The organism is Streptomyces sp. RLB3-17 (genome assembly GCF_007113425.2).
Lineage (GTDB): Bacteria > Actinomycetota > Actinomycetes > Streptomycetales > Streptomycetaceae > Streptomyces > Streptomyces mirabilis_D.
The window spans coordinates 2,408,811-2,428,588 of the sequence record NZ_CP041610.2 but is presented as its reverse complement, the minus strand read 5'-3'; the positions used below and the strand labels follow the sequence as shown (position 1 = coordinate 2,428,588).

Here is a 19,778-nt window from a genome sequence, read left to right as displayed (position 1 = left end):
TTCGGGAGGAACCGGCGTTGGACGTCCAGCATTGGCTCGAGACGGTGCCCGCGGTCAGCATCTATGCGCTGGTGGCCCTGGTCATCGGCCTGGAGAGCCTGGGCATCCCGTTGCCCGGTGAGATCATCCTGATCTCGGCGGCGCTGCTGTCCTCGCAGCACTCGGGCATCAACCCCGTCATCCTCGGGGCGTGCGCCAGCATCGGCGCGATCGTCGGCGACTCCATCGGCTACGCCATCGGCCGCAAGGGCGGGCGCCCCCTGCTGGCCTGGCTGGGAGCGAAGTTCCCCAGGCACTTCAGCGAGGGGCACGTCGCGACCGCCGAGCGGTCCTTCCAGAAGTGGGGCATGTGGGCCGTCTTCTTCGGCCGGTTCATCGCGCTGCTGCGGATCTTCGCGGGGCCGCTCGCGGGTGTGCTGAAGATGCCGTACTGGAAGTTCCTGATCGCCAATGTGCTGGGCGGGATCATCTGGGCCGGGGGCACCACCGCGGTCATCTACTACGTGGGTGTCGTCGCCGAGTCCTGGCTGAAGCGGTTCTCGTGGGTCGGGCTCGTGGTGGCCGTGCTCATCGGGCTTGCCTCGATGCTGATCGTGAAGCGCAGGGCGAAGAAGGCGGCGGCGGAGATCGAGACGGGGGAGCGGGAGCCGGTGGCGGCTGCCGAGTAGGTTTCCGTCGTCGTGTGTCCGCGGGTTGTACGTGGCCGGGCGCGCCCACGGGGCGGAGCCGCACAGTGAACACAGCCCCGCGCCCCTGAAGGCGTGCTTCAGCTCCCGTGCGCTTCCTTGTGCGTCTTCGCCAGGTCCACGTAGAAGGTGCCGTTGAGGGTGAGGCCCTGGCGTTCCTCCTCCGTCAGGGGGCGCTTGACCTTGGCGGGCACTCCGGCCACCAGGGAGCCGGGCGGGACCCGCATCCCCTGGGGCACCAGGGCCTGGGCCGCCACCAGGGAGCCGGCGCCGATCACCGCGCCGTTGAGGACCGTGGCGCCCATGCCGATCAGGCAGTCGTCCTCGACCGTCGCGCCGTGCAGCACGGCGTTGTGGCCGACCGAGACGCGTTCGCCGACCGTGATCGGGAAGCCGGGGTCGACGTGCAGGGTGCAGTTGTCCTGGATGTTGCTGTCGGCGCCGATGACGATCGGACCGAAGTCGGCGCGCAGTACCGCGCCGTACCAGACGCTCGCGCCCGCGTGCAGGGTGACGTCCCCGATCACCACGGACGTCGGTGCCGTGAACGCCTCCGGGTCCACCTGCGGGTCCTTGCCGCCGATCCCCATGATCAGCGCCTGCTGCGTCATCAGCGTCTCCTCGTTGTCGTCGTCGGCGGCGGTACAGCGGCACCGTATGCCATCGCTCCCGGCCCCGGTGGGGCGAAGATCACAGCGGTGATCTCTGCTCGGCCCAGGCCGCCCTGAGTACGGTGAGCGGGTGCCCAGCAACAGGAACGTGTTCTCATCATGGCGGCGCCGTCTCGCGCAGCGCGCCGTCCACGCGTGCTGGGCCTGGGTGCAGCGCACGGGTTCCGTGACGGCCGAGCACCCGGGGCGGCTGCGCTTCGGCGCGATGGGAACGGGTACCAGGCTGGCTTTCCCGCTCGGCACCGTCTTCGGCGAACCCTGGATCCACCTCGGCGCCCACTGCATCGTCGGCGAACAGGTCACCCTCACCGCCGGTCTGATGCCCGACCTGGACCTCGGCGCCGACCCGATCCTGCGCGTCGGCGACGGTGTCGTGCTCGGCCGCGGCAGCCACGTCATCGCCGACACGACGGTCACGATCGGCAGCGACTGCTACTTCGGGCCGTATGTGTACGTGACGTCCACGAACCACTCGTACGACGATCCGCACGAGCCCATCGGCAAGCAGTGGCCCCGGATGGAGCCGGTGGAGATCGGATCCGGCTGCTGGATCGGCACCGGGGCGGTGATCCTGCCGGGGGCGCGGATCGGGCGGAACGTCGTGGTGGCGGCCGGCGCGGTGGTGCGCGGCGCGGTGCCGGACCACTCGGTCGTGGCGGGGGCTCCGGCCCGGGTCGTACGGCGCTGGGACGCGGTCGAAGGCTGGCAGCCGCCGCTGCGGACGCCCGCGCCGGTCCCGATTCCCGACGGAGTGACCCCGGAGCAGCTGCTCGCGCTGTCGGAGCTGGACGAGGAGACCGTGGAGCGGCTGGCGGAGCTGGACGCCGAGTCGTCCTGAGGCCGATCGGCAGGGGTCAGCCGGTGGCCAGCAGTACCGTGCCGACCAGCGCCAGGCCCGCGCCCGCGGCCTGGATTCCGCGCAGCCGTTCGCTGAGGAAGCCCCGTGCGGCGAGGGCCGTGACCACCGGATAGAGCGAGGCGAGGACGGCTGCCACCGTGACCGGGCCGTGCTGGGCGGCGACGGAGTACGTACCGTTCGCCGCGACGTCCGCGAGGCCGACGAAGGCGAGCGCGTGCAGGGAGCGCCAGGGGAAGCCACCCTCGGGAAGGGCGGTGGCGCCGCGCCGCACGGAGACGAGGAGCGCCGCGCCACCGGTGGCGACGTTGGTCAGGCGCTGTACGAACAGCGCGAGGAACAGCCCGGTCACCGACGAGGACGCCTCCGCGATCAGCACGAACACCGTGCCGAAGCCGAGCGCGGCGATCAGTGTGAGGAGGATCGCCTGCCGCTGCACGGGGGCGCCTCTCAACTGAGGCCCGCCGGCGAGCACGACGCCCACGACGGCGACCGCGATGCCCGCCACCTGCGTCAGCCCGGGGCGCTCCCCGAGGAAGAGTCCCACGGTGATGGGGACGGCCACGGCCAGGGAGCCGAGTGGGGAGACGACGCCCATCGGGCCCAGGGCGAGCGCCTTGTAGAAGGAGAGCAGCGCGACCGGTCCCACGAGTCCCGCCGCGAACGCGAACCACAGCTGCGGTCCCGCCGCGCTCCAGCCGCCGGTCACGACCACGATCGCGCCCAGTACCGCCGCCGCGATCGACTGTGAGACGACGACCACGGTGAGCGCGGGCGTACGCCGGGTCAGCAGCCCCCCGCCGAAGTCGGCCAGGCCCCACAGGAGGCTGGTGGCCAGGGCGAAGAGCACTGTCTGTGCCGTCATCGGGCCCCTCGCAGTACAGTTCAGTGAACGATCAGGTGCACCACAGCATAGTTCATTCGATTGAACTCTGTAATCTAAAATATTGGACGCAGACTCATGGACGGAATGTGTCGGATCTCGACCTGCTGACCCAGTCGCTGGCGCGCAACGTCAAGCGATGGCGCACCGAGCGCGGCTTCACCCTGGACGTGCTCGCCGGCCGCGCCGGAGTCAGCCGCGGCATGCTCATCCAGATCGAGCAGGCCAGGACCAACCCCAGCATCGGTACCGTCGTGAAGATCGGCGACGCGCTCGGCGTCAGCATCACCACCCTCCTCGACTACGAGCAGGGGCCCAAGGTCCGGATCGTCCCGGCCGAGCAGGCCGTACGGCTGTGGCACACGGACGCGGGCAGCTACAACCGCCTCCTCGCCGGTACCGAGGCGCCCGGACCGCTGGAGATGTGGGACTGGCGGCTCATGCCGGGCGACGGCAGCCCCTCGGACCCGCACCCCACGGGGACGGTCGAACTCGTCCATGTCATGGCGGGCGACCTCACTCTCGTCGTCGACGGGACCGACTACCGCGTCCCCGAGGGCGCGAGCGTGTCCTTCGAGGCCAACACCCCCCATACGTACGCCAACAAGGGGGACGTGCCGGTGGAGATGGTCATGGCGGTGTCGGTCCCGCTCGTGCACTGAGACGCCCCGCCGGGCGGACCGGAGCGGCTGTTAGCGTGCCGTCATGCGCGCTCCCATCGGACACTTCGACCACGCCACGGCCGCCCCCGACTGCCTCGACGAGCTCACCCGCCCGGTCGCGGACGGTGTACGCCACTGGCGCGGCACCGTCCCCGCCGACCAGATCGTGTACGTCGACACGGACCCCGAGTGGGCCGACACCGCGACCTTCGTCGAGCACTACGGCAAGGAACTGCTGGACCAGTCCGCCAACTGCGTGGTCGTCGCGGGCAAGCGCGGCGGCGAGACCACGCTCGCCGCCTGCGTGGTCCTCTCCGCCACCCGCGTCGACGTCAACGGCGTCGTCCGCCGCCAACTCGGCGCCCGCAAGGCCTCGTTCGCCCCGATGGACACCGCCACCGGCGAGAGCGGCATGGAGTACGGCGGTATCACCCCGATCGGACTGCCGGGCGACTGGCCGGTGTTGGTGGACTCGGCGGTCGTCGAGCTCCCGTACGTCCTGGTGGGCAGTGGCCGACGGCGCGGGAAGCTGCTGGTGCCGGGCAAGGCGTTCGCCGAACTGCCGAACGTGGTGGTGCTGGAGGGGCTGGGCATCGCCTGACCGGTCAGGCGACCATGTGATGCGCCAGCGCCAGATGCGGGTCCGTCTCGCCCGGCGCGGGGGTCGGATCGGCGTGTACGAGGGCCGCGGTGAGCTTCGGTACGGCGTGCAGCAGGGCGTGTTCGGCCTCGACGGCGATCCGGTGCGCCTGTCGCACACTCGCCTCGCCGTCCACCACGACCGCCACCTCGGCGCGCAGCCGGTGCCCGATCCAGCGCAGCCGCAACTCACCCACCCCGCGCACGCCGGGGACCTCCCGCAGGGCCCGTTCGGCCGAGTCGACCAACTCCGGGTCCACGGCGTCCATCACACGCCGGAACACCTCGCGGGCGGCGTCGCGCAGCACCAGCAGGATCGCGGCCGTGATCGCCAGGCCCACCAGCGGGTCGGCGAGTTGCCACCCCAGTGCCGCGCCGCCCGCCCCCACCAGGACCGCCAGTGACGTGAATCCGTCCGTACGGGCATGGAGGCCGTCCGCGACTAGGGCGGCCGAGCCGATCTCACGCCCGACCCGGATGCGGTGCCGGGCGACCCACTCGTTGCCGAGGAAGCCGATCAGCGCGGCCGCCGCGACGACCGGGACGTGGTGCAGGGGGCGCGGGTCGATCAGCCGCTCGACCGCGGTCCAGGCCGCGAAGGCACCGGACGCGGCGATCGTCAGCACGATCACGATGCCCGCGAGGTCCTCCGCCCGGCCGTAGCCGTAGGTGAAGCGGCGCGTCGCCGCGCGCCGGCCCAGGACGAACGCGATGCCGAGGGGGACGGCCGTGAGCGCGTCGGCGGCGTTGTGCACCGTGTCGCCGAGCAGTGCGACCGATCCGGAGACCACGACCACGACCGCCTGCGCCACAGCGGTGGTGCCGAGGACGACGAGGGACACCCACAGGGCTCGCATACCGCGCGCCGAGGACTCCAGCGCGGAGTCGAGCTTGTCGCCGGTCTCGTGGGAGTGAGGGGTGAGGAGGTGACGGAGGCGGGGGAGGAGCCCGGAAGAGGTGCTGTGGGTGTGGGGGTGCGGATGGGTATGGGGCTGCGGGTGGTCGTGCCCCAAGCGGCCGTGGCTGTGGCCGTGACCGTGGTCATGTCCGTGGGGCGTGCCGTGTTCGTGGGAGTGGCCGTGACCGCCGCTGTCGTCGTGGCCGTGGCCGTACTCGTCGTGCCGGTCGCTCACGGGGGTCCCCTTCCGGTGCGCGGGAGTGGACGTGTCGGCGTCCACGGGACCATTATGTGCGTATGAGCGCACGCATGCACCTGTCACCTGCGCATGATGCGCATCCGCGTACCCCCGGCGAGGAACAGTTCGCGCTCGCCGCCGAACTCCTCGCCCTCCTGGGCGACCGCACCCGGCTCACCCTCCTGCACGCGCTGACCGGCCAAGAGGCCGATGTCACGACGCTCACCGAGGCGTGCGGGGCCGCGCGCCCGGCCGTCAGCCAGCATCTGGCCCGGCTGCGTCTCGCCGGTCTGGTGAACACCCGGAAGGAGGGCCGCCGGGTCATCTACTCACTCGGTGACGGCCATCTGCGCCGGGTGGTCGACGAGGCGCTGAACCTTGCCGACCACCGCCTCACCGACCGTCCGCCGCACGACTGAGGGAACCACCGCCGCGTTCAGTGGCCGGTGTCGTCCTCGCCCGCCTCCAGCAGGTTCGCCGCCGCGCCCACGATGCTCGGGTCCGGGCTGCCGACGACCTCCTCGTCCTTGTCCGTGTAGGAGAAGCGGGCCAGGACGCTGCGCATCGCCTCGACACGCGCCCGCTTCTTGTCGTTGCTCTTCACCACGGTCCAGGGGGCCTGTTCGGTGTCCGTCTCGCGGAACATGGCGACCTTGGCGGCGGTGTAGTCGTCCCAGCGGTCCAAGGAGGCCAGGTCCATGGGGCTGAGCTTCCACTGCCGTACGGGATCGACCTGGCGGATCGTGAAACGGGTGCGCTGCTCGCCCTGCGACACGGAGAACCAGAACTTGATCAGGTCCACCCCGTCGTCGACGAGCATCCGTTCGAAGGCGGGCGCCTGCCGCATGAAGCGGTGGTACTCGTCGTCCGTGCAGAAGCCCATCACCCGCTCGACGCCGGCCCGGTTGTACCAGGACCGGTCGAACATGACGATCTCGCCCGCGGTCGGCAGATGCTCCGCGTACCGCTGGAAGTACCACTGGCCGCGCTCGCGCTCGGTCGGCTTCTCCAGCGCCACCACCCGGGCACCGCGCGGATTGAGGTGCTCGGTGAACCGCTTGATCGTGCCGCCCTTGCCGGCCGCGTCACGTCCCTCGAAGACGATGACCAGGCGGCGGCCGCTCGCCTTGATCCAACTCTGCAGCTTCAGCAGTTCTATCTGCTGGAGGCGTTTGTGCCACTCGTACTCCTTGCGCTCCATGCGCTCGTGGTACGGGTAGTTCTCACGCCACGTCTCCACCGGACTGCCGTCCGACCGGATCAGTACCGGGTCGTCGTGGTCGCTGTAATCGACGGTCAAACCCGCCAGCAGTGGCGTCATCGCGGCCTCCCCGGCTTCACTTCAGTGGAACTGCGGCACGATCAGGTAAATTCCGTACGCGACGATCGCCGCGCAGGCCAGGAAACACAGTCCGGCCTGTGCGAAGCCGAGGGCGTGGGTGCCGCCGGCGTCCTTCTCGCGTGCCGCCTCGACCTGGGAGACGCCCAGCACGCCGAGCGCGAAGACGACCACCACTCCGACAGTGACGGCGATACTCACCGCGGTGACCTCGCCGAGCGCGGTCCAGTCCACATGCATCGTACGACTTCCCCTTGGCTCAGGCGACGGTGCCGACGGTCGTCGGCACAGCGGCACGGACGGTGACCTCGTGGGCGTCGTTCACATTGTCGGCGCGCACCGGGTTGCGGCGCGAGGCGAGCACGATGAACGCGGCGACGGCGGCGGCGCACAGGGCGATCACCACGGTGCCGAAGGTGCCGCCGTGTTTCACCACGCTCGCCGAGACCCCGCCGACCAGCGCGGCGGCGGGCAGCGTGACCAGCCAGGCGATCACCATGCGCCCCGCCGTGCCCCAGCGGACCTCGGCCAGCCGCCTGCCCAGGCCGGCGCCGAGGATGCCGCCGGAGCAGACCTGCGTGGTGGAGAGCGCGAAACCCAGGTGGGCGGAGGTGAGGATCACGGTGGTGGCGGCGGCCTCGGCCGCGAAGCCCTGGGGCGACTGGATGTCGGTGAGCCCCTTGCCCATCGTGCGGATGATCCGCCAGCCGCCGAGGTAGGTGCCCAGTCCGATGGCGAGACCGGCGGACGCGATCACCCACACCGGGGGACCGGCGTCGTGACCCAGCGTCCCCGCCGAGATCAGCGTCAGCGTGATGACGCCCATCGTCTTCTGGGCGTCGTTCGTGCCGTGCGCCAGGGAGACGAGCGAGGCCGAGGCGATCTGGCCGAGCCGGAAGCCCTTGGTCACCGAGTCCTGGCGGGCCCGTGCGGTGATCTTGTACGCGAGGTAGGTGGCCAGCAGCGCCGCCACGCCCGCCACGATCGGCGAGGCCACGGCCGGGATCAGCACCTTCTCGACCACCTTGTCGAAGTGGACGCCGTGCTCGCCCGCGCCGACCCAGACCGCCCCGACCAGTCCGCCGAACAGGGCGTGCGAGGAGCTGGAGGGCAGCCCGAGCAGCCAGGTCAGCAGATTCCACAGAATCGCCCCGACCAGGCCCGCGAAGATCATCCCCGGGGTGACCAGGGTGTCGTCCACGATGCCGCCCGAGATGGTCTTGGCGACCTCGGTGGAGAGGAACGCTCCGCCGATGTTCAGGACGCCGCCGATGAGGACCGCTGTTCTCGGCTTCAGTGCCCCGGTGGCGATGGACGTGGCCATCGCGTTCGCCGTGTCGTGGAATCCGTTGGTGAAATCGAAGGCCAGCGCCGTGACGATGACGACCGTCACGAGGAACGTGATGTGGTCCGTCCCCTCATGGAAGCGAGCGCAGGCGTACGCCCGGCGAACCGGAGGCGAAGGCGGTGTGAGCCGGAGTGAAGGCGACGGGACGGGGGATCGGGCCTCGACGCGGTTCGCTCGGGGGCCGGTCGGTGCGCGGTGGCTGAAACTCGTCCTATGCGCGGCCACAGTCGGGGCACAGGCCCCGGTAGGTCACCTCGACATCGGAGACGGTGAAGCCGAACCGCTCGGAGGCGGGCAGATCGGACAGGGGGTCGCCGTTGGGGTGGACGTCCCGGACGGCGCCGCAGCCCGAGCACACCAGGTGCTGGTGGGGGTGGTGGGCGTTCGGGTCGTAGCGCTTGGCGCGGCCGTCGGTGGCCACCTCGAGCACCTCGCCGAGCGAAACGAGCTCGCCGAGGGTGTTGTAGACGGTCGCGCGGGAGATCTCCGGCAACCGGGCGGTGGCGCGTGCGAGCACCTCGTCCGCGGTGAGGTGTACGTGCTCGCCGTCGAGTACCTCGGCGACCACCCGGCGCTGGGCGGTCATCCGCCAGCCGCGTCCGCGAAGTCGTTCGAGCAGGTCACTCATGCTCACCAGCCTCATCATGCATCGTCCGACGAATGAATCCGTACGGGTCTGGTTCTCGTATTGACTTGGACTGAGTCCATCGTAGGATCGGTTCCGGCGACAGCCAAGGGACCGGACAACAGCAGGGAAAGGCACGTGACGTTCAGAAGACGGGTGGAGCTCGCCCACTTCAGTCGCGAGCGCATCCCGGAGCCGGGCAGCCCGACCCGGTTCGAGCGACGCGTCGGCGACTGCCACCACTACGTCATGCGCCGGTCGTACGGTGTCGTCGACGACGTCCCCAGGGGTCGGTGCCCCGGCTGTTTCGACTGTTTCGACCGACTGTTCCACCGCCCGCAGTTCCTGAGCACAGTGATCCGCCCCGTCCGGAAGGATTCCCATGTCCGAGAACCATGATGCAATCGTCACCGATGCGAAGTCGGAGGGCGCAGGCGGCTGCCCCGTCGCGCACGGGCGTGCCGCGCATCCGACCCAGGGCGGCGGAAACCGCCAGTGGTGGCCGGAGCGGCTCAACCTGAAGATCCTGGCCAAGAACCCCGCCGTGGCGAACCCCCTCGGTGAGGAGTTCGACTACGCCGAGGCGTTCAAGACCCTCGACCTGGCGGCCGTGAAGCAGGACATCGCCGAGGTGCTGACCACCTCGCAGGACTGGTGGCCGGCCGACTTCGGCAACTACGGCCCGTTCATGATCCGGATGGCCTGGCACAGCGCGGGCACCTACCGCATCAGCGACGGCCGCGGCGGCGCCGGCGCCGGCCAGCAGCGCTTCGCCCCCCTCAACAGCTGGCCCGACAACGGCAACCTCGACAAGGCCCGCCGTCTGCTGTGGCCGGTCAAGAAGAAGTACGGCCAGAGCCTCTCCTGGGCCGACCTCATGATCCTCACCGGCAACGTCGCCCTGGAGCAGATGGGCTTCGAGACCTTCGGCTTCGCCGGCGGCCGCGCGGACGTCTGGGAGTCCGAGGAGGACGTGTACTGGGGCCCCGAGACCACCTGGCTCGACGACCAGCGCTACACCGGCGACCGCGAGCTGGAGAACCCGCTCGGCGCCGTCCAGATGGGCCTCATCTACGTCAACCCCGAGGGCCCCAACGGCAACCCGGACCCGATCGCCGCGGCCCGCGACATCCGTGAGACGTTCCGCCGCATGGCGATGAACGACGAGGAGACGGTCGCCCTCATCGCGGGCGGTCACACCTTCGGCAAGACCCACGGCGCGGGCCCGGCGGAGAGCGTCGGCGCCGACCCCGAGGCCGCCCCGATCGAGGCACAGGGCCTGGGCTGGAAGAGCACGTACGGCACCGGCAAGGGCGGGGACGCCATCACCTCCGGCCTGGAGGTCACCTGGACCACCACGCCCACCCAGTGGAGCAACGGCTTCTTCGACAACCTCTTCGGCTACGAGTGGGAGCTGACCCAGAGCCCCGCCGGCGCCAACCAGTGGGTGGCGAAGGACGCCGAGGCGACCGTCCCCGACGCGCACGACCCGTCGAAGAAGCGTCTGCCCACGATGCTCACCACCGACCTCTCGCTGCGCGTCGACCCGATCTACGAGCCGATCTCCCGCCGGTTCCACGAGAACCCCGCGGAGTTCGCGGACGCCTTCGCCCGCGCCTGGTACAAGCTGACCCACCGTGACATGGGCCCGAAGTCGCTCTACCTCGGCCCGGAGGTCCCGGAGGAGACCCTGCTGTGGCAGGACCCGCTGCCGGAGGCGGAGGGCCAGGCCATCGGCGCCGACGACGTCACCGCCCTCAAGGCGAAGATCCTCGACTCGGGTCTGACCGTCCCGCAGCTGGTCTCCACCGCCTGGGCGTCGGCCTCGACGTTCCGCGGCAGCGACAAGCGCGGCGGCGCCAACGGCGCGCGCATCCGCCTGGAGCCGCAGCGCGGCTGGGAGGCCAACGACCCCGACCAGCTCGCGGCGGTGCTGCGCACGCTGGAGGGCATCCAGCGGGAGTTCAACACCGGTGCCAAGAAGGTCTCCCTGGCCGACCTGATCGTGCTCGGCGGCAGCGCCGCGGTCGAGAAGGCCGCCAAGGACGCCGGTCACGACGTCGAGGTGCCCTTCACCCCGGGCCGCGTCGACGCGACGGAGCAGCACACCGACGCGGAGTCCTTCGCCGCGCTGGAGCCGACCGCCGACGGGTTCCGCAACTACCTCGGCAAGGGCAACCGCCTCCCGGCCGAGTACCTGCTGCTGGACCGCGCGAACCTGCTGACCCTGAGCGCTCCCGAGCTGACGGTCCTCGTAGGTGGTCTGCGCGTCCTGGGCGCCAACCACCAGCAGTCGGCCCACGGTGTCCTCACCGCGACCCCCGGAACGCTGACCAACGACTTCTTCGTCAACCTGCTCGACCTGGGCACGACGTGGACGCCGACGTCCGAGGACGCGACCACCTTCGAGGCCCGCGACGACGCCACCGGCGAGATCAAGTGGACCGGCACCCGTGCCGACCTCGTCTTCGGCTCGAACTCCGAGCTGCGCGCGCTCGCCGAGGTCTACGCGGGCGACGACGCCAAGGCGAAGTTCGTGAAGGACTTCGTCGCGGCGTGGGACAAGGTCATGAACCTCGACCGGTTCGACCTCGTCTGATCATCCAGGCCAGGACGTCCAGGCCGGCCCGTACGGCCGGCCTGGACGTCCTTTGGTCCGGGGGACCTCCCTCGGCGCCGCGTAAAAACGCTTGCCCCGAGCGTCCCGTCGTCATGAGGATGACGGAATGCCGATCTTCTCCGCCCCCGACGGGACCGAACTGGCCTACCACGTCACGGGCCGGGGAGAGCCGCTGCTCTGTCTGCCCGGTGGGCCCATGCGTGCCTCCGCCTATCTCGGCGATCTCGGTGGGCTGTCGCGGCACCGTCGACTGTTCCTGCTGGATCTGCGGGGGACCGGTGACTCCGCAGTACCGGCCGACCCGGCGACGTACCGCTGCGACCGGCAGGTGGACGACGTCGAGGCCTTCCGGGCGCACCTCGGGTTGGAGCGGGTGGATCTCCTCGCCCACTCGGCGGCCGGTGACCTCGCGCTCCTCTACGCGGCCCGGTACCCGGACCGCGTCCGCACCCTCACCTCGGTCAACGGGCGTGCCCGGGCCCTCGGTATCGACTTCACCGAGGAGCACCGCCGGGAGGCGGCCGCGCGGCGCGGGGCCGAGCCGTGGTTCGCGGCGGCGTACGACTCCTACGAACGGATCTGGGCGGGCTCGGCGGCCGATGCCGACTGGGACTCGGCCGCCCCGTTCTTCTACGGCCGCTGGGACGCGACCGCGCAGGCGCACGCCGAGACCGAGGTCGAACAGACCAACGAGGAGGCCGCGGACCTGTACGCGTCCGCCGGTGCCTTCGAACCCGCCGTGGTCCGCGCCGCCGTCGCCACGCTGGACGCCCGGGTCCTGCTGCTCGCGGGCGAACTCGACAGTGGCCCGCTGCCGCGCGTGGCCGCCACCGTGGCGGAGCTGTTCCCCGAGGGGGAGCTGATCGTCCAGCCGGGGGCCGGCCACTACCCGTGGCTCGACGACCCCCGGCGCTTCACGGAAACGGTGACGGCGTTCCTCGACCGGGCGCGGTGACCGGACGCGGTGACCGGGGCCGGCCGGGCTCAGGCCAGCCGCAGGTCGACCCACTCGGCCGTTTCGCCCGGCAGCACATACCGCTCGATCTCGACGAACCCGCGCTGTACGGCGAACCGCAGCCCGTCCTCGTTGGACGCCAGGACGACCGTCTCGATCACGTCCGCGCCCAGCGCCCGCGCCTCCTTCAGCCCGCGCTCGTAGAGCTCCTCACCGAACCCCTGCCGACGGTGTCCGGGCAGGACCCGGGCGATCACCGTGGCCGTCGAGCCGCCGTCCTTGGGCGGACGCACGGTCGAGCAGCCCACCAGGACGTCGCCGAGATACACGACCTCCAAGTGGTTGCGCCCGGCCCGCTCACGGACCTCGTCGAGCGACATGGCGGCGGGTGGCACGATGAGATTGTGGACGTACTGCCAGTCCTTGAGACCGGCCTCGTCGTCCGCCTGCTGAAAGGTGAGTGTGGACACCGGAGCAGCAAACCGATCCCCACCACCGGCCGTCAACCAGGTTTGCCCGAACCGGCGTGCCGTGCGGACACCGCTCAGCCGAGGCGCGGGATCTCGATGGCGGGGCAGCGGTCCATGACCATGTCGAGTCCGGCGGCGCGGGTACGGCCGTACGCGCCCTCGTCGACGACTCCGAGCTGGAACCAGACGGCCTTGGCACCGACGGCGGCGGCTTCGTCGGCCAAGGGCCCCGCGAGGTCGCTGTTGACGAAGACGTCGACGACATCGACGTCGAACGGGATCGCGTCCAGCGACGGGTAGCCCTTCTCGCCGTGAACGGTCTCCGCCTTCGGGTGCACGGGGACGATCCGCTTGCCGTAACGCTGGAGAACGTCGGCGACCCCGTACGCCGCGCGCCGCTCGTTGGACGAGAGGCCCACGATCGCCCAGGTGTCGCCGAGTTCGGTGAGGATCTTGCGGATCGTTGCCGGGTCGCCGTACACGGTCGGCCTCCTGGGTCTGGTGTCAAGCACTGTCATGGGCCCGCGTGACCTGTCATACGCGCTCAGCCGGAGAACAGCATGAGGCACACGGTGATTCCCCGCGCCGTGGGGGCCGTCCGCCACGCGACTTCCGTCGTCGGGATCACCCCGGCGCAGGTGGCACTCGCGTGGCTGATCGCCCAGGGGCGGTACGTCGTCGCGCCGTGAACGACGAGCAGCGGGGGCCCACTGGGGGCATGCTGCCCCTCGTAGGCTGCTTCCCCCAAGGCCCCAAGGAAGACCATGACCACCATCGCCATCATCGGAGCCGGACCCGGCCTCGGAGTCGCCGTCGCACGGCGGTTCGGCCGCGAGGGGTTCGACGTCGCCCTCATCACCCGCACCACGGACCGGGCGCGGACCCTCTCCGCCGAGCTGGCGGGCGAGGGCCTGACGGCGCGCGGTTTCGCGGCCGACGTACGCGACTTGAAGGCCCTCGAAGCGGCGCTGGACGCGGCGACCGCGACGCTGGGGCCCATCGAGGTCATGCAGTACAGCCCGGTCCCGCAACGGGAGTTCATGCGGCCGGTCCTGGAAACCACCCCCGCCGACCTCGTGGGTCCGATCGAGTTCTCGGTGTACGGCCCCGTCGCCGCCGTGCACCAGGTGCTGCCCGGCATGCGTGCCCTCGGCCGCGGCACCATCCTCTTCGTCAACGGCGGCACCGCCGCGGTACCCCACCCCGACCGGGCCGGCACCTCCCTCGCCTTCGCCGCCGAGAGCGCCTACGGACACCTGTTGCACGGCGCGCTCGCCGACGAGGGCATCCACGTCGCGCAACTCGTCATCCCCGGCGCGATCAGCCCCGGACACCCCAGGAAGGACCCCGCCACGCTCGCGGAGACCATCTGGAACATCCACCAGGACCGGCACGGCTACCGGCACTTCGCCGACGACCTCGACTCCTGAGGGGCGGGGCCCGAGCAGCCCGCACGACCTTTCGACCACACTCGATATTGCTTAACTTATGCAAGTAGACGCTAGAGTCGTCCCATGTCGACACCACCGCCCACAGCAGCCGATCCCGCGTTGACGGACGTGGCCGAGATCGAGCGTGCGCTCACCCGTATCTCGTATCTGACCAGCAGGGTTCGTCAGCATGAGCGCCTCATGGCGATGGCCGGGCTGCCGCTGGACCGGGCCGCCGTGGCGCTGCTGCGACAGGTCGCCGACTCCGGCTCGCTGCGGCCCAGTGAGCTGGCGAACCTGCTGTCCGTCGAGGCGTCCCATGTGACCCGGCAGGTGCAGCAGCTGGAGAAGACCGGCTATCTGACGCGCGTCCCGGACCCGAACGACCGCCGGGCCCAGCGCATCGAGCTCACGCCGGCCGGCCGGGACGCGGTCGACCGGGTGCGGGAGGCGAGCTGCCGAGGCATGTCGGTGGCGTTGGCGGACTGGTCACCGCACGACCTGGAGCAGCTCGCCACGCTGTGCCATCGGCTGGTCGACGACTTCTTCGAACACGCCGAGGACGAGATCGACCTGACGCCCGAGGTTCCTCGCAAGGCCTGACGCCGGGGGCGCGGGCTTACAGGGGGCCGTGCCCGACGGACGGACGCGGGGGCAGTTTCTGGCCACAACGCTGTCGCGGCCCTCGGGGTCGGGACCGGTTCCGCGCTCGTGGGTCCGACGTCGCGGCGCCGAGGCCCGCTCGAGCCTCGGCGCCGCCGGTCAGGGGTGCCTGCCGTACGACGATTCCCGCCGCCCCGCAGGACCCCGTCCCGTCAGCGGTTCCTGGGCAACCTGAGGTGGCGCTCCGCGATGATCTCCCGGAGGATCTCGCTGGTCCCGCCGTAGATGGTGCCGACCACCGCCGCCCGGAAGCCCTCCTCGAACCTGCCGCCCGCGGGGGCGCCGGCCGCGTCCGGGGCCAGTACGCCCTCGGGGCCCAGGATGTCGAGGATGTCGTTGGAGTGGCGCTGCGCGGCCTCCGTGGCGAACAGCTTCCACATCGACCCCTCGACACCGGGGAGGCCGCCCTTCTGGGCGCGCCACCGGTTGCGCAGGGCGAGCAGGCGGGTGACCTCCTCGTCGACCGCCATCCTGCCGATCCGCTCGGCGGCCAGCGGGTCGTCGAGGACCGTCGTCCCGTCGGGGCGTCGCGCGGCGCGTGCCCAGGCGGCCAGATCACTGACCAGGGAACCGCCGTCCGAGCCGGGGCTGGACGCGGAGCGTTCGTGGACCAGCGCGACGTGCATGACGCCCCACCCGCCGTCGACCCCGCCGAGGCGCGCGGAATCCGGGACCCGCACGTCGGCGTAGAACGTGGCGTTGGTGCGCTGCCCGCCGAGCGTGTGGATCGGCTGGATGTCGTACCCGGCGCTGTCGGTCGGCACCAGGAACATCGACAGCCCCTTGTGCTTGGGCACGTCCGGATCGGTGCGGGCCAGCACGAACACATGGCTGCACAGCTGGGCGGTGCTGGTGAACATCTTCTGGCCGTTGATGACCCACTCGTCGCCGTCCCGGACCGCGGTGGTCTTCGCCGCGGCGACGTCCGAGCCGGAGTCCGGCTCGCTGTACCCCAGGGCGATCAGCCTGTCGCCGCGGAGCGCGGCCGGGATGTACTCGCGCTTCTGCTCCTCGGTTCCCACGTGCTCGATGGTGCGCAGCACCATGGAGGTCGTGGACCAGCCGTCGGAGGCGAGCCCCCTGCGGCCGAGTTCGTCGAACACGGCCCGGGCGAAGCCGGGATCGACGCCGCTCCCGCCGTACTCGGGCGCCCAGTCGGCCGCGAGGATCCCGTCGCGCGCGAGCAGGGTATGCAGCTCGGCCGTCTGATGCGTGCCGGAGCGGCGCTGTTCCTCCACCCACTCCGGTCGTACATGGGCCTCGATCCAGGCGCAGGCCGCCTCGCGGTGCGAGGCCAGTTCGTCGAATTCGCGGAAGTCCATCGTCAGCCCGCCCTCTCTGCCGGTGCCGGTGCCGGTGCCGGTGCCTGGGCCTGAGCCGGTGCCGATGCCTGGGCCTGTGTCGGTGCCGTGCCGAAGACGCGGTGTGCGAGCCGCGCGTACGCCGCGCGGGAGTCGCCCGCGACGAGTGACCAGGCCTTCGCCCGCCGGAAGTAGAGCTGGATGTCGTACTCCAGCGTGTAGCCGTATCCGCCGTGGAAGTGCAGGACCTCCGACGCCGTCTTGTAGGCGGTCTCCGCGGCGAACAGGAAGGCCATGGTCGCCGAGGTGTCGGCCGTGGGCAGGTTCTCGTCCTGTGCCCAGGCAGCCTCGTAGGCCAGCAGGCGGGCGCCGTCGAGGGCGATCGCGTTGTCGGCCAGGCGGTGCTGGATGGTCTGGAACGTGCCGATGAGCACGCCGAAGGCCTTGCGTTGCATCACGTAGTCGACGCCGATGTCGAGGGCCCTCGAGCCGAGCCCGAAGAGCGCCGCGCCGGTCAGCAGTTCCCACCGGCTCAGGGCGCGGCGATAGGCGCGGACGGCGGCCGGTCCGCGCGCCAGCACCAGGGCGTGTTCCGTGTCGATCGGGCAGTCGGCGAGCGGAAGTGCCCCGAGATTGTGGACGGCCCCGCCCGGCGCGGCGGGGCCGCGGTCCGGCTGCCGCAGCAGGAGGAGCTCGTCACCCCGCAGGACGGCCACGAGATCGGCCACCGCGCCCGCCGGCACCAGCCGCGCGAGGTCGCCCGTTGCCGGGCGCAGGGCCAGGGTCGCCAGGAGCTCGCCCGAGACGGCGCGTGCGGTGAGGGACTCCAGGCGGGCGTCCGGCTCGCCGGACGACGACGGGCCCGCGGCGGCCGAAGACGAGCCCTCGCCGGGCAGCGACGAACCTCCGTCGGACAGCGACGCGATGAGGTCGTTCGCCACCGCCGCCTCGATCAGGGGCACCGGAGCGAGGGACTGCCCGAGGCACTCCGCCGCGATGGCCAGTTCCACGAAACCGGCACCGCCGCCGCCGAGGTGCTCGGGTACGGCGATCGCGGCGAGCCCCAGGTCGACGACCTTCCGCCACAGCGCCGCGTCGAACCCGAGTGGCTCCGCCGCCCGTACGGCCGCGGTGGACGACTCCTTCTCGAAGAACGTGCGCAACGTGTCGCGAAGCGCGCTCTGGTCGTCCGTGAAGTCCAGGTCCACGAGTCGTGCCCCCTAGTGAGTGACATAAGTCACATTCTCCAATTCTGGCATATGGCATTCTCGCTCATGGCGGGTCGCTGTGGCCAGAGGGCGACGCCCGGGCCGGCCTTGGTCACTCCGGGGGGCCGTGAGACCTGCACGAGTCCGCACCGGTAGGCGATGACGACCAGTTGGGCGCGGTCGCGGGCGTGGAGTTTGGTCATGGCGCGGTGCACATGGGTGCGGATGGTCAGCGGGCTGACGACGAGTTCCTCGGCGATCTCGTCGTTGGACTTGCCCTCGGCCGCCAGCGCGGTCACCTCTCGCTCGCGGGCGGTGAGAGCCGCCAGCTGTCCTGGCAGCGCCTGCTGGGCGCTGGGTGCGGGGGTGGCGAGGAAGCGGGTGACCAGGGTGTGCGTGGCCCGGGGGGAGAGGAGCGCGTCGCCCGCTGCCACGGTGCGGATGCCGCTCAGGAGTTCGTCCGCGGTGACGTCCTTGCCGAGGAAGCCGCTGGCTCCGGCGCGCAGGGACCGGGCCACGTCCTCGTCGGTCTCGAACGTCGTGAGGATGAGGACGCGGGTGGTGGAGAGGTCGGGGTCGGCGCAGATGGTGGCGGTGGCGGTGAGCCCGTCGGCGCCCGGCATACGGATGTCCATAAGGACGACGTCGGGGCGGTGGGTACGCGCGAGTGACACCGCTGCCCGGCCGTCGGCGGCCTCGTCGACCACTTCCATGTCGGAGCAGGAGTCGATCAGGATGCGGAACGTCGCCCGCAGCAGGGCTTGGTCGTCGGCGAGCAGGACACGGATGGTCATGGGGGTGAGGTCCACTTCCGGGCCGAAGGAGCGTGAGGAGGGGGGATCCCCGAGGTCGACGGGCTGTTGTCCGCCGGGATCAACCCTTCCGTCCCCCGGCCGCGCCCACGAGAGAGCGATCTCCCGAACCCCTGGTGCAGTGGGCTACACCCCCGGGGTGGAACCACCCACCTCCCGTACGCGGGACGGCCGGGGAAGCCCACGTGTCCGGAATGGGTCCGACCTCCCTGCGCCCGGGCTCCCGCCCGCCTACGCTCGCTCCGTGCTGCGTATCACCGACGCCCGAACGGGCGAGCCCATCGATGCCGTCCCTGCCCGCCGGAGCCTGACCCGCGTCGAGGCGCACGTGGAGCGGGACGATCTGTCCGCACTACGGGTGCTGCTGGTCGCCGACGTGCTCGCCAGGACCCTGGAACTCGGTGGGACCCCCGTCGTAACGGTGGCCGACCCGCCCCCGGAGCTCCGGGCGCGCGCCGACGCGCTCGGCATCCGCCGGGCCGAGGGCGACCGGAGCGGTGCGGGCCCGGCCCTGCACGTGCTCGCGCCCGACGCCACCAGCGTGGAGGGCATCCGCATCGAGGTCGCCCCGGTGCTCGGCACGGCCGACCCGGCGCTGCTGAGGATGGTCCTGCTCGCGGCCCCGCGCCGGCAGCCCGTCGACCTCGCCGCCGCCGACCTCGACGGCGCCCGCGAGACGCTCGCGCGCTGGCGCAAGTCCGTCGCGACCTGGGCCACCCGGCCGTCCAGGCCCGTCCCCGAGCGCGTACGCCAGGAACTGCGCGCCGCGTGGGAGGACGACCTCGACGTACCCGCCGTACTCGAGGTGCTGCGGCGCGTCGAGCACGCGGACGACGTGCCGGACGGCGCCCGCTTCGAGACGTACGCCTACGCGGACCGTCTCCTCGGGCTCGAACTCACGCGTGACATCGGGGCGCAGCGGTGATCGCGCGCGCCGGAGCGGGCCCGCTGCGCAGACTCGTCGTCCTGCGGCACGCCAAGTCGGCGTGGCCCACGGGTGTCGCCGACCACGAGCGGCCCCTCGCCCCGCGCGGCCGCCGCGACGCCCCGGCCGCCGGACGCGCCCTCGCCGAGTCGGACTGTCTGCCGGACCTCGCCCTGTGCTCCACCGCCGTACGCGCCCGCCAGACCTGGGAGTTGGCGTCTCGGCAGTGGGGCACCCCGCCGCCCGTACGGTTCGAGCGGCGGCTGTACGGCGCCGGGGTGCCGGAGTTGCTTGCGGCCCTGCACGAAGTCCCCGACCAGATCAGGACGTTGCTGCTGATCGGGCACAACCCCGGGTTGGAGGAACTCGTGCTCGAACTGGCCGGGGACAGCCTCGACGACGCGCTGGACGACGTACGGACGAAGTTCCCGACCTCCGCGACGGCGGTCCTCGCCTGGCACGGGGACTCCTGGGACGCGCTCGCCCCGGGCACGGCGCTGCTGACGGGCATGACCGTGCCGCGGGGCAAGAAGAAGGACTGAGGAGGAA

Annotated in this window: 24 protein-coding genes; 12 read left to right on the top strand and 12 right to left on the bottom strand. The window is 71.3% G+C overall.

Annotation, left to right across the window (positions count from 1 at the left end; genetic code table 11):
* Positions 1–17: 17 nt before the first annotated feature.
* Positions 18–668 carry a DedA family protein gene (locus FNV62_RS11420; RefSeq protein ID WP_054229049.1) on the top strand — a complete coding sequence of 217 codons (651 nt, stop codon included), beginning with the start codon at positions 18–20 and terminating at the stop codon, positions 666–668.
* A gap of 98 nt (positions 669–766) precedes the next feature.
* Here the strand turns inward: FNV62_RS11420 and FNV62_RS11415 are convergent, their stop codons facing one another.
* Positions 767–1,297 carry a gamma carbonic anhydrase family protein gene (locus tag FNV62_RS11415; protein WP_054229048.1) on the bottom strand — a complete coding sequence of 177 codons (531 nt, stop codon included), beginning with the start codon at positions 1,295–1,297 and terminating at the stop codon, positions 767–769.
* Positions 1,298–1,427: 130 nt separating this feature from the next.
* Here FNV62_RS11415 and FNV62_RS11410 point away from each other — a divergent pair, with 130 nt between their 5' ends.
* The gene (locus FNV62_RS11410) at positions 1,428–2,195 is read left to right on the top strand and encodes an acyltransferase (protein WP_054229047.1); all 768 of its coding nucleotides are present in this window, start codon (positions 1,428–1,430) and stop codon (positions 2,193–2,195) included.
* 16 nt (positions 2,196–2,211) lie between these two features.
* On the opposite strand, the gene FNV62_RS11405 is transcribed toward FNV62_RS11410, so the two are convergent.
* Positions 2,212–3,078: a DMT family transporter gene (locus FNV62_RS11405; protein ID WP_143654654.1), complete on the bottom strand. Its 867-nt coding sequence runs from the start codon at positions 3,076–3,078 to the stop codon at positions 2,212–2,214.
* Positions 3,079–3,185: 107 nt separating this feature from the next.
* Here FNV62_RS11405 and FNV62_RS11400 point away from each other — a divergent pair, with 107 nt between their 5' ends.
* Complete coding sequence (locus tag FNV62_RS11400; protein ID WP_054229045.1) at positions 3,186–3,758, top strand: helix-turn-helix domain-containing protein; 573 nt, start codon at positions 3,186–3,188, stop codon at positions 3,756–3,758.
* A gap of 43 nt (positions 3,759–3,801) precedes the next feature.
* The gene (locus tag FNV62_RS11395) at positions 3,802–4,359 is read left to right on the top strand and encodes a YbaK/EbsC family protein (RefSeq protein ID WP_143607534.1); all 558 of its coding nucleotides are present in this window, start codon (positions 3,802–3,804) and stop codon (positions 4,357–4,359) included.
* A 4-nt stretch (positions 4,360–4,363) separates the two neighbouring features.
* Here FNV62_RS11395 and FNV62_RS11390 read toward each other — a convergent pair whose 3' ends face one another.
* Complete coding sequence (locus FNV62_RS11390) at positions 4,364–5,530, bottom strand: cation diffusion facilitator family transporter (protein ID WP_144316455.1); 1,167 nt, start codon at positions 5,528–5,530, stop codon at positions 4,364–4,366.
* Between the two features lie 62 nt (positions 5,531–5,592).
* Here FNV62_RS11390 and FNV62_RS11385 point away from each other — a divergent pair, with 62 nt between their 5' ends.
* The gene (locus FNV62_RS11385; protein WP_054229043.1) at positions 5,593–5,952 is read left to right on the top strand and encodes an ArsR/SmtB family transcription factor; all 360 of its coding nucleotides are present in this window, start codon (positions 5,593–5,595) and stop codon (positions 5,950–5,952) included.
* Positions 5,953–5,969: 17 nt separating this feature from the next.
* Here FNV62_RS11385 and ppk2 read toward each other — a convergent pair whose 3' ends face one another.
* The 4 genes from ppk2 to FNV62_RS11365 all read right to left on the bottom strand — a co-directional run bounded on the left by ppk2 (position 5,970) and on the right by FNV62_RS11365 (position 8,848).
* The gene (ppk2, locus tag FNV62_RS11380; protein WP_097283786.1) at positions 5,970–6,854 is read right to left on the bottom strand and encodes a polyphosphate kinase 2; all 885 of its coding nucleotides are present in this window, start codon (positions 6,852–6,854) and stop codon (positions 5,970–5,972) included.
* Between the two features lie 21 nt (positions 6,855–6,875).
* On the bottom strand, positions 6,876–7,112 hold the full coding sequence (locus FNV62_RS11375; RefSeq protein WP_060896097.1) for a hypothetical protein: 237 nt from the start codon (positions 7,110–7,112) through the stop codon (positions 6,876–6,878).
* Positions 7,113–7,131: 19 nt separating this feature from the next.
* Positions 7,132–8,265, bottom strand: coding sequence for an inorganic phosphate transporter (locus tag FNV62_RS11370; RefSeq protein ID WP_225900234.1), 1,134 nt, complete (start codon positions 8,263–8,265; stop codon positions 7,132–7,134).
* A 166-nt stretch (positions 8,266–8,431) separates the two neighbouring features.
* Positions 8,432–8,848: a Fur family transcriptional regulator gene (locus FNV62_RS11365; RefSeq protein ID WP_054229041.1), complete on the bottom strand. Its 417-nt coding sequence runs from the start codon at positions 8,846–8,848 to the stop codon at positions 8,432–8,434.
* 379 nt (positions 8,849–9,227) lie between these two features.
* On the opposite strand from FNV62_RS11365, the gene katG reads away from it, so the two are divergent.
* Both katG and FNV62_RS11355 read left to right on the top strand, forming a co-directional pair.
* Entirely contained in the window at positions 9,228–11,444 is a 2,217-nt protein-coding gene (gene katG / locus FNV62_RS11360) for a catalase/peroxidase HPI (RefSeq protein ID WP_144315168.1), read from the top strand.
* Between the two features lie 127 nt (positions 11,445–11,571).
* On the top strand, positions 11,572–12,420 hold the full coding sequence (locus tag FNV62_RS11355) for an alpha/beta fold hydrolase (protein ID WP_143600969.1): 849 nt from the start codon (positions 11,572–11,574) through the stop codon (positions 12,418–12,420).
* A 29-nt stretch (positions 12,421–12,449) separates the two neighbouring features.
* Here FNV62_RS11355 and FNV62_RS11350 read toward each other — a convergent pair whose 3' ends face one another.
* Together FNV62_RS11350 and FNV62_RS11345 are read right to left on the bottom strand one after the other, a co-directional pair.
* Complete coding sequence (locus FNV62_RS11350) at positions 12,450–12,890, bottom strand: GNAT family N-acetyltransferase (protein WP_225900233.1); 441 nt, start codon at positions 12,888–12,890, stop codon at positions 12,450–12,452.
* A 74-nt stretch (positions 12,891–12,964) separates the two neighbouring features.
* Positions 12,965–13,372, bottom strand: coding sequence for a CoA-binding protein (locus FNV62_RS11345; RefSeq protein WP_097283783.1), 408 nt, complete (start codon positions 13,370–13,372; stop codon positions 12,965–12,967).
* 78 nt (positions 13,373–13,450) lie between these two features.
* Between FNV62_RS11345 and FNV62_RS57045 the strand changes: the two genes are divergently transcribed.
* The 3 genes from FNV62_RS57045 (at position 13,451) to FNV62_RS11335 (ending at position 14,923) form a co-directional block, all read left to right on the top strand.
* Positions 13,451–13,579 (top strand): hypothetical protein, encoded by a 129-nt coding sequence (locus tag FNV62_RS57045; RefSeq protein ID WP_263985300.1) that lies wholly within the window; start codon positions 13,451–13,453, stop codon positions 13,577–13,579.
* Between the two features lie 75 nt (positions 13,580–13,654).
* Entirely contained in the window at positions 13,655–14,320 is a 666-nt protein-coding gene (locus FNV62_RS11340) for an SDR family NAD(P)-dependent oxidoreductase (protein ID WP_054229036.1), read from the top strand.
* Positions 14,321–14,404: 84 nt separating this feature from the next.
* A complete protein-coding gene (locus FNV62_RS11335; RefSeq protein WP_097283782.1) occupies positions 14,405–14,923 on the top strand; it encodes a MarR family winged helix-turn-helix transcriptional regulator in 519 nt (172 codons plus the stop codon).
* Between the two features lie 212 nt (positions 14,924–15,135).
* Here the strand turns inward: FNV62_RS11335 and FNV62_RS11330 are convergent, their stop codons facing one another.
* The 3 genes from FNV62_RS11330 to FNV62_RS11320 are packed head-to-tail and all read right to left on the bottom strand — an operon-like array spanning position 15,136 to position 18,286.
* The gene (locus FNV62_RS11330; protein ID WP_097283781.1) at positions 15,136–16,305 is read right to left on the bottom strand and encodes an acyl-CoA dehydrogenase family protein; all 1,170 of its coding nucleotides are present in this window, start codon (positions 16,303–16,305) and stop codon (positions 15,136–15,138) included.
* 2 nt (positions 16,306–16,307) lie between these two features.
* Positions 16,308–17,492: an acyl-CoA dehydrogenase family protein gene (locus FNV62_RS11325; RefSeq protein WP_144315166.1), complete on the bottom strand. Its 1,185-nt coding sequence runs from the start codon at positions 17,490–17,492 to the stop codon at positions 16,308–16,310.
* A gap of 29 nt (positions 17,493–17,521) precedes the next feature.
* Entirely contained in the window at positions 17,522–18,286 is a 765-nt protein-coding gene (locus tag FNV62_RS11320) for a response regulator transcription factor (RefSeq protein WP_144315164.1), read from the bottom strand.
* Between the two features lie 262 nt (positions 18,287–18,548).
* On the opposite strand from FNV62_RS11320, the gene FNV62_RS11315 reads away from it, so the two are divergent.
* Both FNV62_RS11315 and FNV62_RS11310 read left to right on the top strand, forming a co-directional pair.
* Positions 18,549–19,229: a hypothetical protein gene (locus FNV62_RS11315; protein ID WP_097283778.1), complete on the top strand. Its 681-nt coding sequence runs from the start codon at positions 18,549–18,551 to the stop codon at positions 19,227–19,229.
* Complete coding sequence (locus FNV62_RS11310) at positions 19,226–19,771, top strand: SixA phosphatase family protein (protein WP_143600965.1); 546 nt, start codon at positions 19,226–19,228, stop codon at positions 19,769–19,771. The genes FNV62_RS11315 and FNV62_RS11310 overlap by 4 nt, the downstream gene beginning before the upstream one ends.
* The last annotated feature ends 7 nt before the right edge of the window (positions 19,772–19,778 follow it).

Bases quoted from the DNA above. Each gene is read 5' to 3' on its own strand.
- FNV62_RS11415 (WP_054229048.1), bottom strand. From the start codon at position 1,297: ATGACGCAGCAGGCGCTGATCATGGGGATCGGCGGCAAGGACCCGCAG.
- FNV62_RS11405 (WP_143654654.1), bottom strand. From the start codon at position 3,078: ATGACGGCACAGACAGTGCTCTTCGCCCTGGCCACCAGCCTCCTGTGG.
- FNV62_RS11395 (WP_143607534.1), top strand. From the start codon at position 3,802: ATGCGCGCTCCCATCGGACACTTCGACCACGCCACGGCCGCCCCCGAC.
- FNV62_RS11385 (WP_054229043.1), top strand. From the start codon at position 5,593: ATGAGCGCACGCATGCACCTGTCACCTGCGCATGATGCGCATCCGCGT.
- ppk2 (WP_097283786.1), bottom strand. From the start codon at position 6,854: ATGACGCCACTGCTGGCGGGTTTGACCGTCGATTACAGCGACCACGAC.
- FNV62_RS11375 (WP_060896097.1), bottom strand. From the start codon at position 7,112: ATGCATGTGGACTGGACCGCGCTCGGCGAGGTCACCGCGGTGAGTATC.
- FNV62_RS11365 (WP_054229041.1), bottom strand. From the start codon at position 8,848: ATGAGTGACCTGCTCGAACGACTTCGCGGACGCGGCTGGCGGATGACC.
- katG (WP_144315168.1), top strand. From the start codon at position 9,228: ATGTCCGAGAACCATGATGCAATCGTCACCGATGCGAAGTCGGAGGGC.
- FNV62_RS11355 (WP_143600969.1), top strand. From the start codon at position 11,572: ATGCCGATCTTCTCCGCCCCCGACGGGACCGAACTGGCCTACCACGTC.
- FNV62_RS57045 (WP_263985300.1), top strand. From the start codon at position 13,451: ATGAGGCACACGGTGATTCCCCGCGCCGTGGGGGCCGTCCGCCACGCG.
- FNV62_RS11340 (WP_054229036.1), top strand. From the start codon at position 13,655: ATGACCACCATCGCCATCATCGGAGCCGGACCCGGCCTCGGAGTCGCC.
- FNV62_RS11335 (WP_097283782.1), top strand. From the start codon at position 14,405: ATGTCGACACCACCGCCCACAGCAGCCGATCCCGCGTTGACGGACGTG.
- FNV62_RS11330 (WP_097283781.1), bottom strand. From the start codon at position 16,305: ATGGACTTCCGCGAATTCGACGAACTGGCCTCGCACCGCGAGGCGGCC.
- FNV62_RS11320 (WP_144315164.1), bottom strand. From the start codon at position 18,286: ATGACCATCCGTGTCCTGCTCGCCGACGACCAAGCCCTGCTGCGGGCG.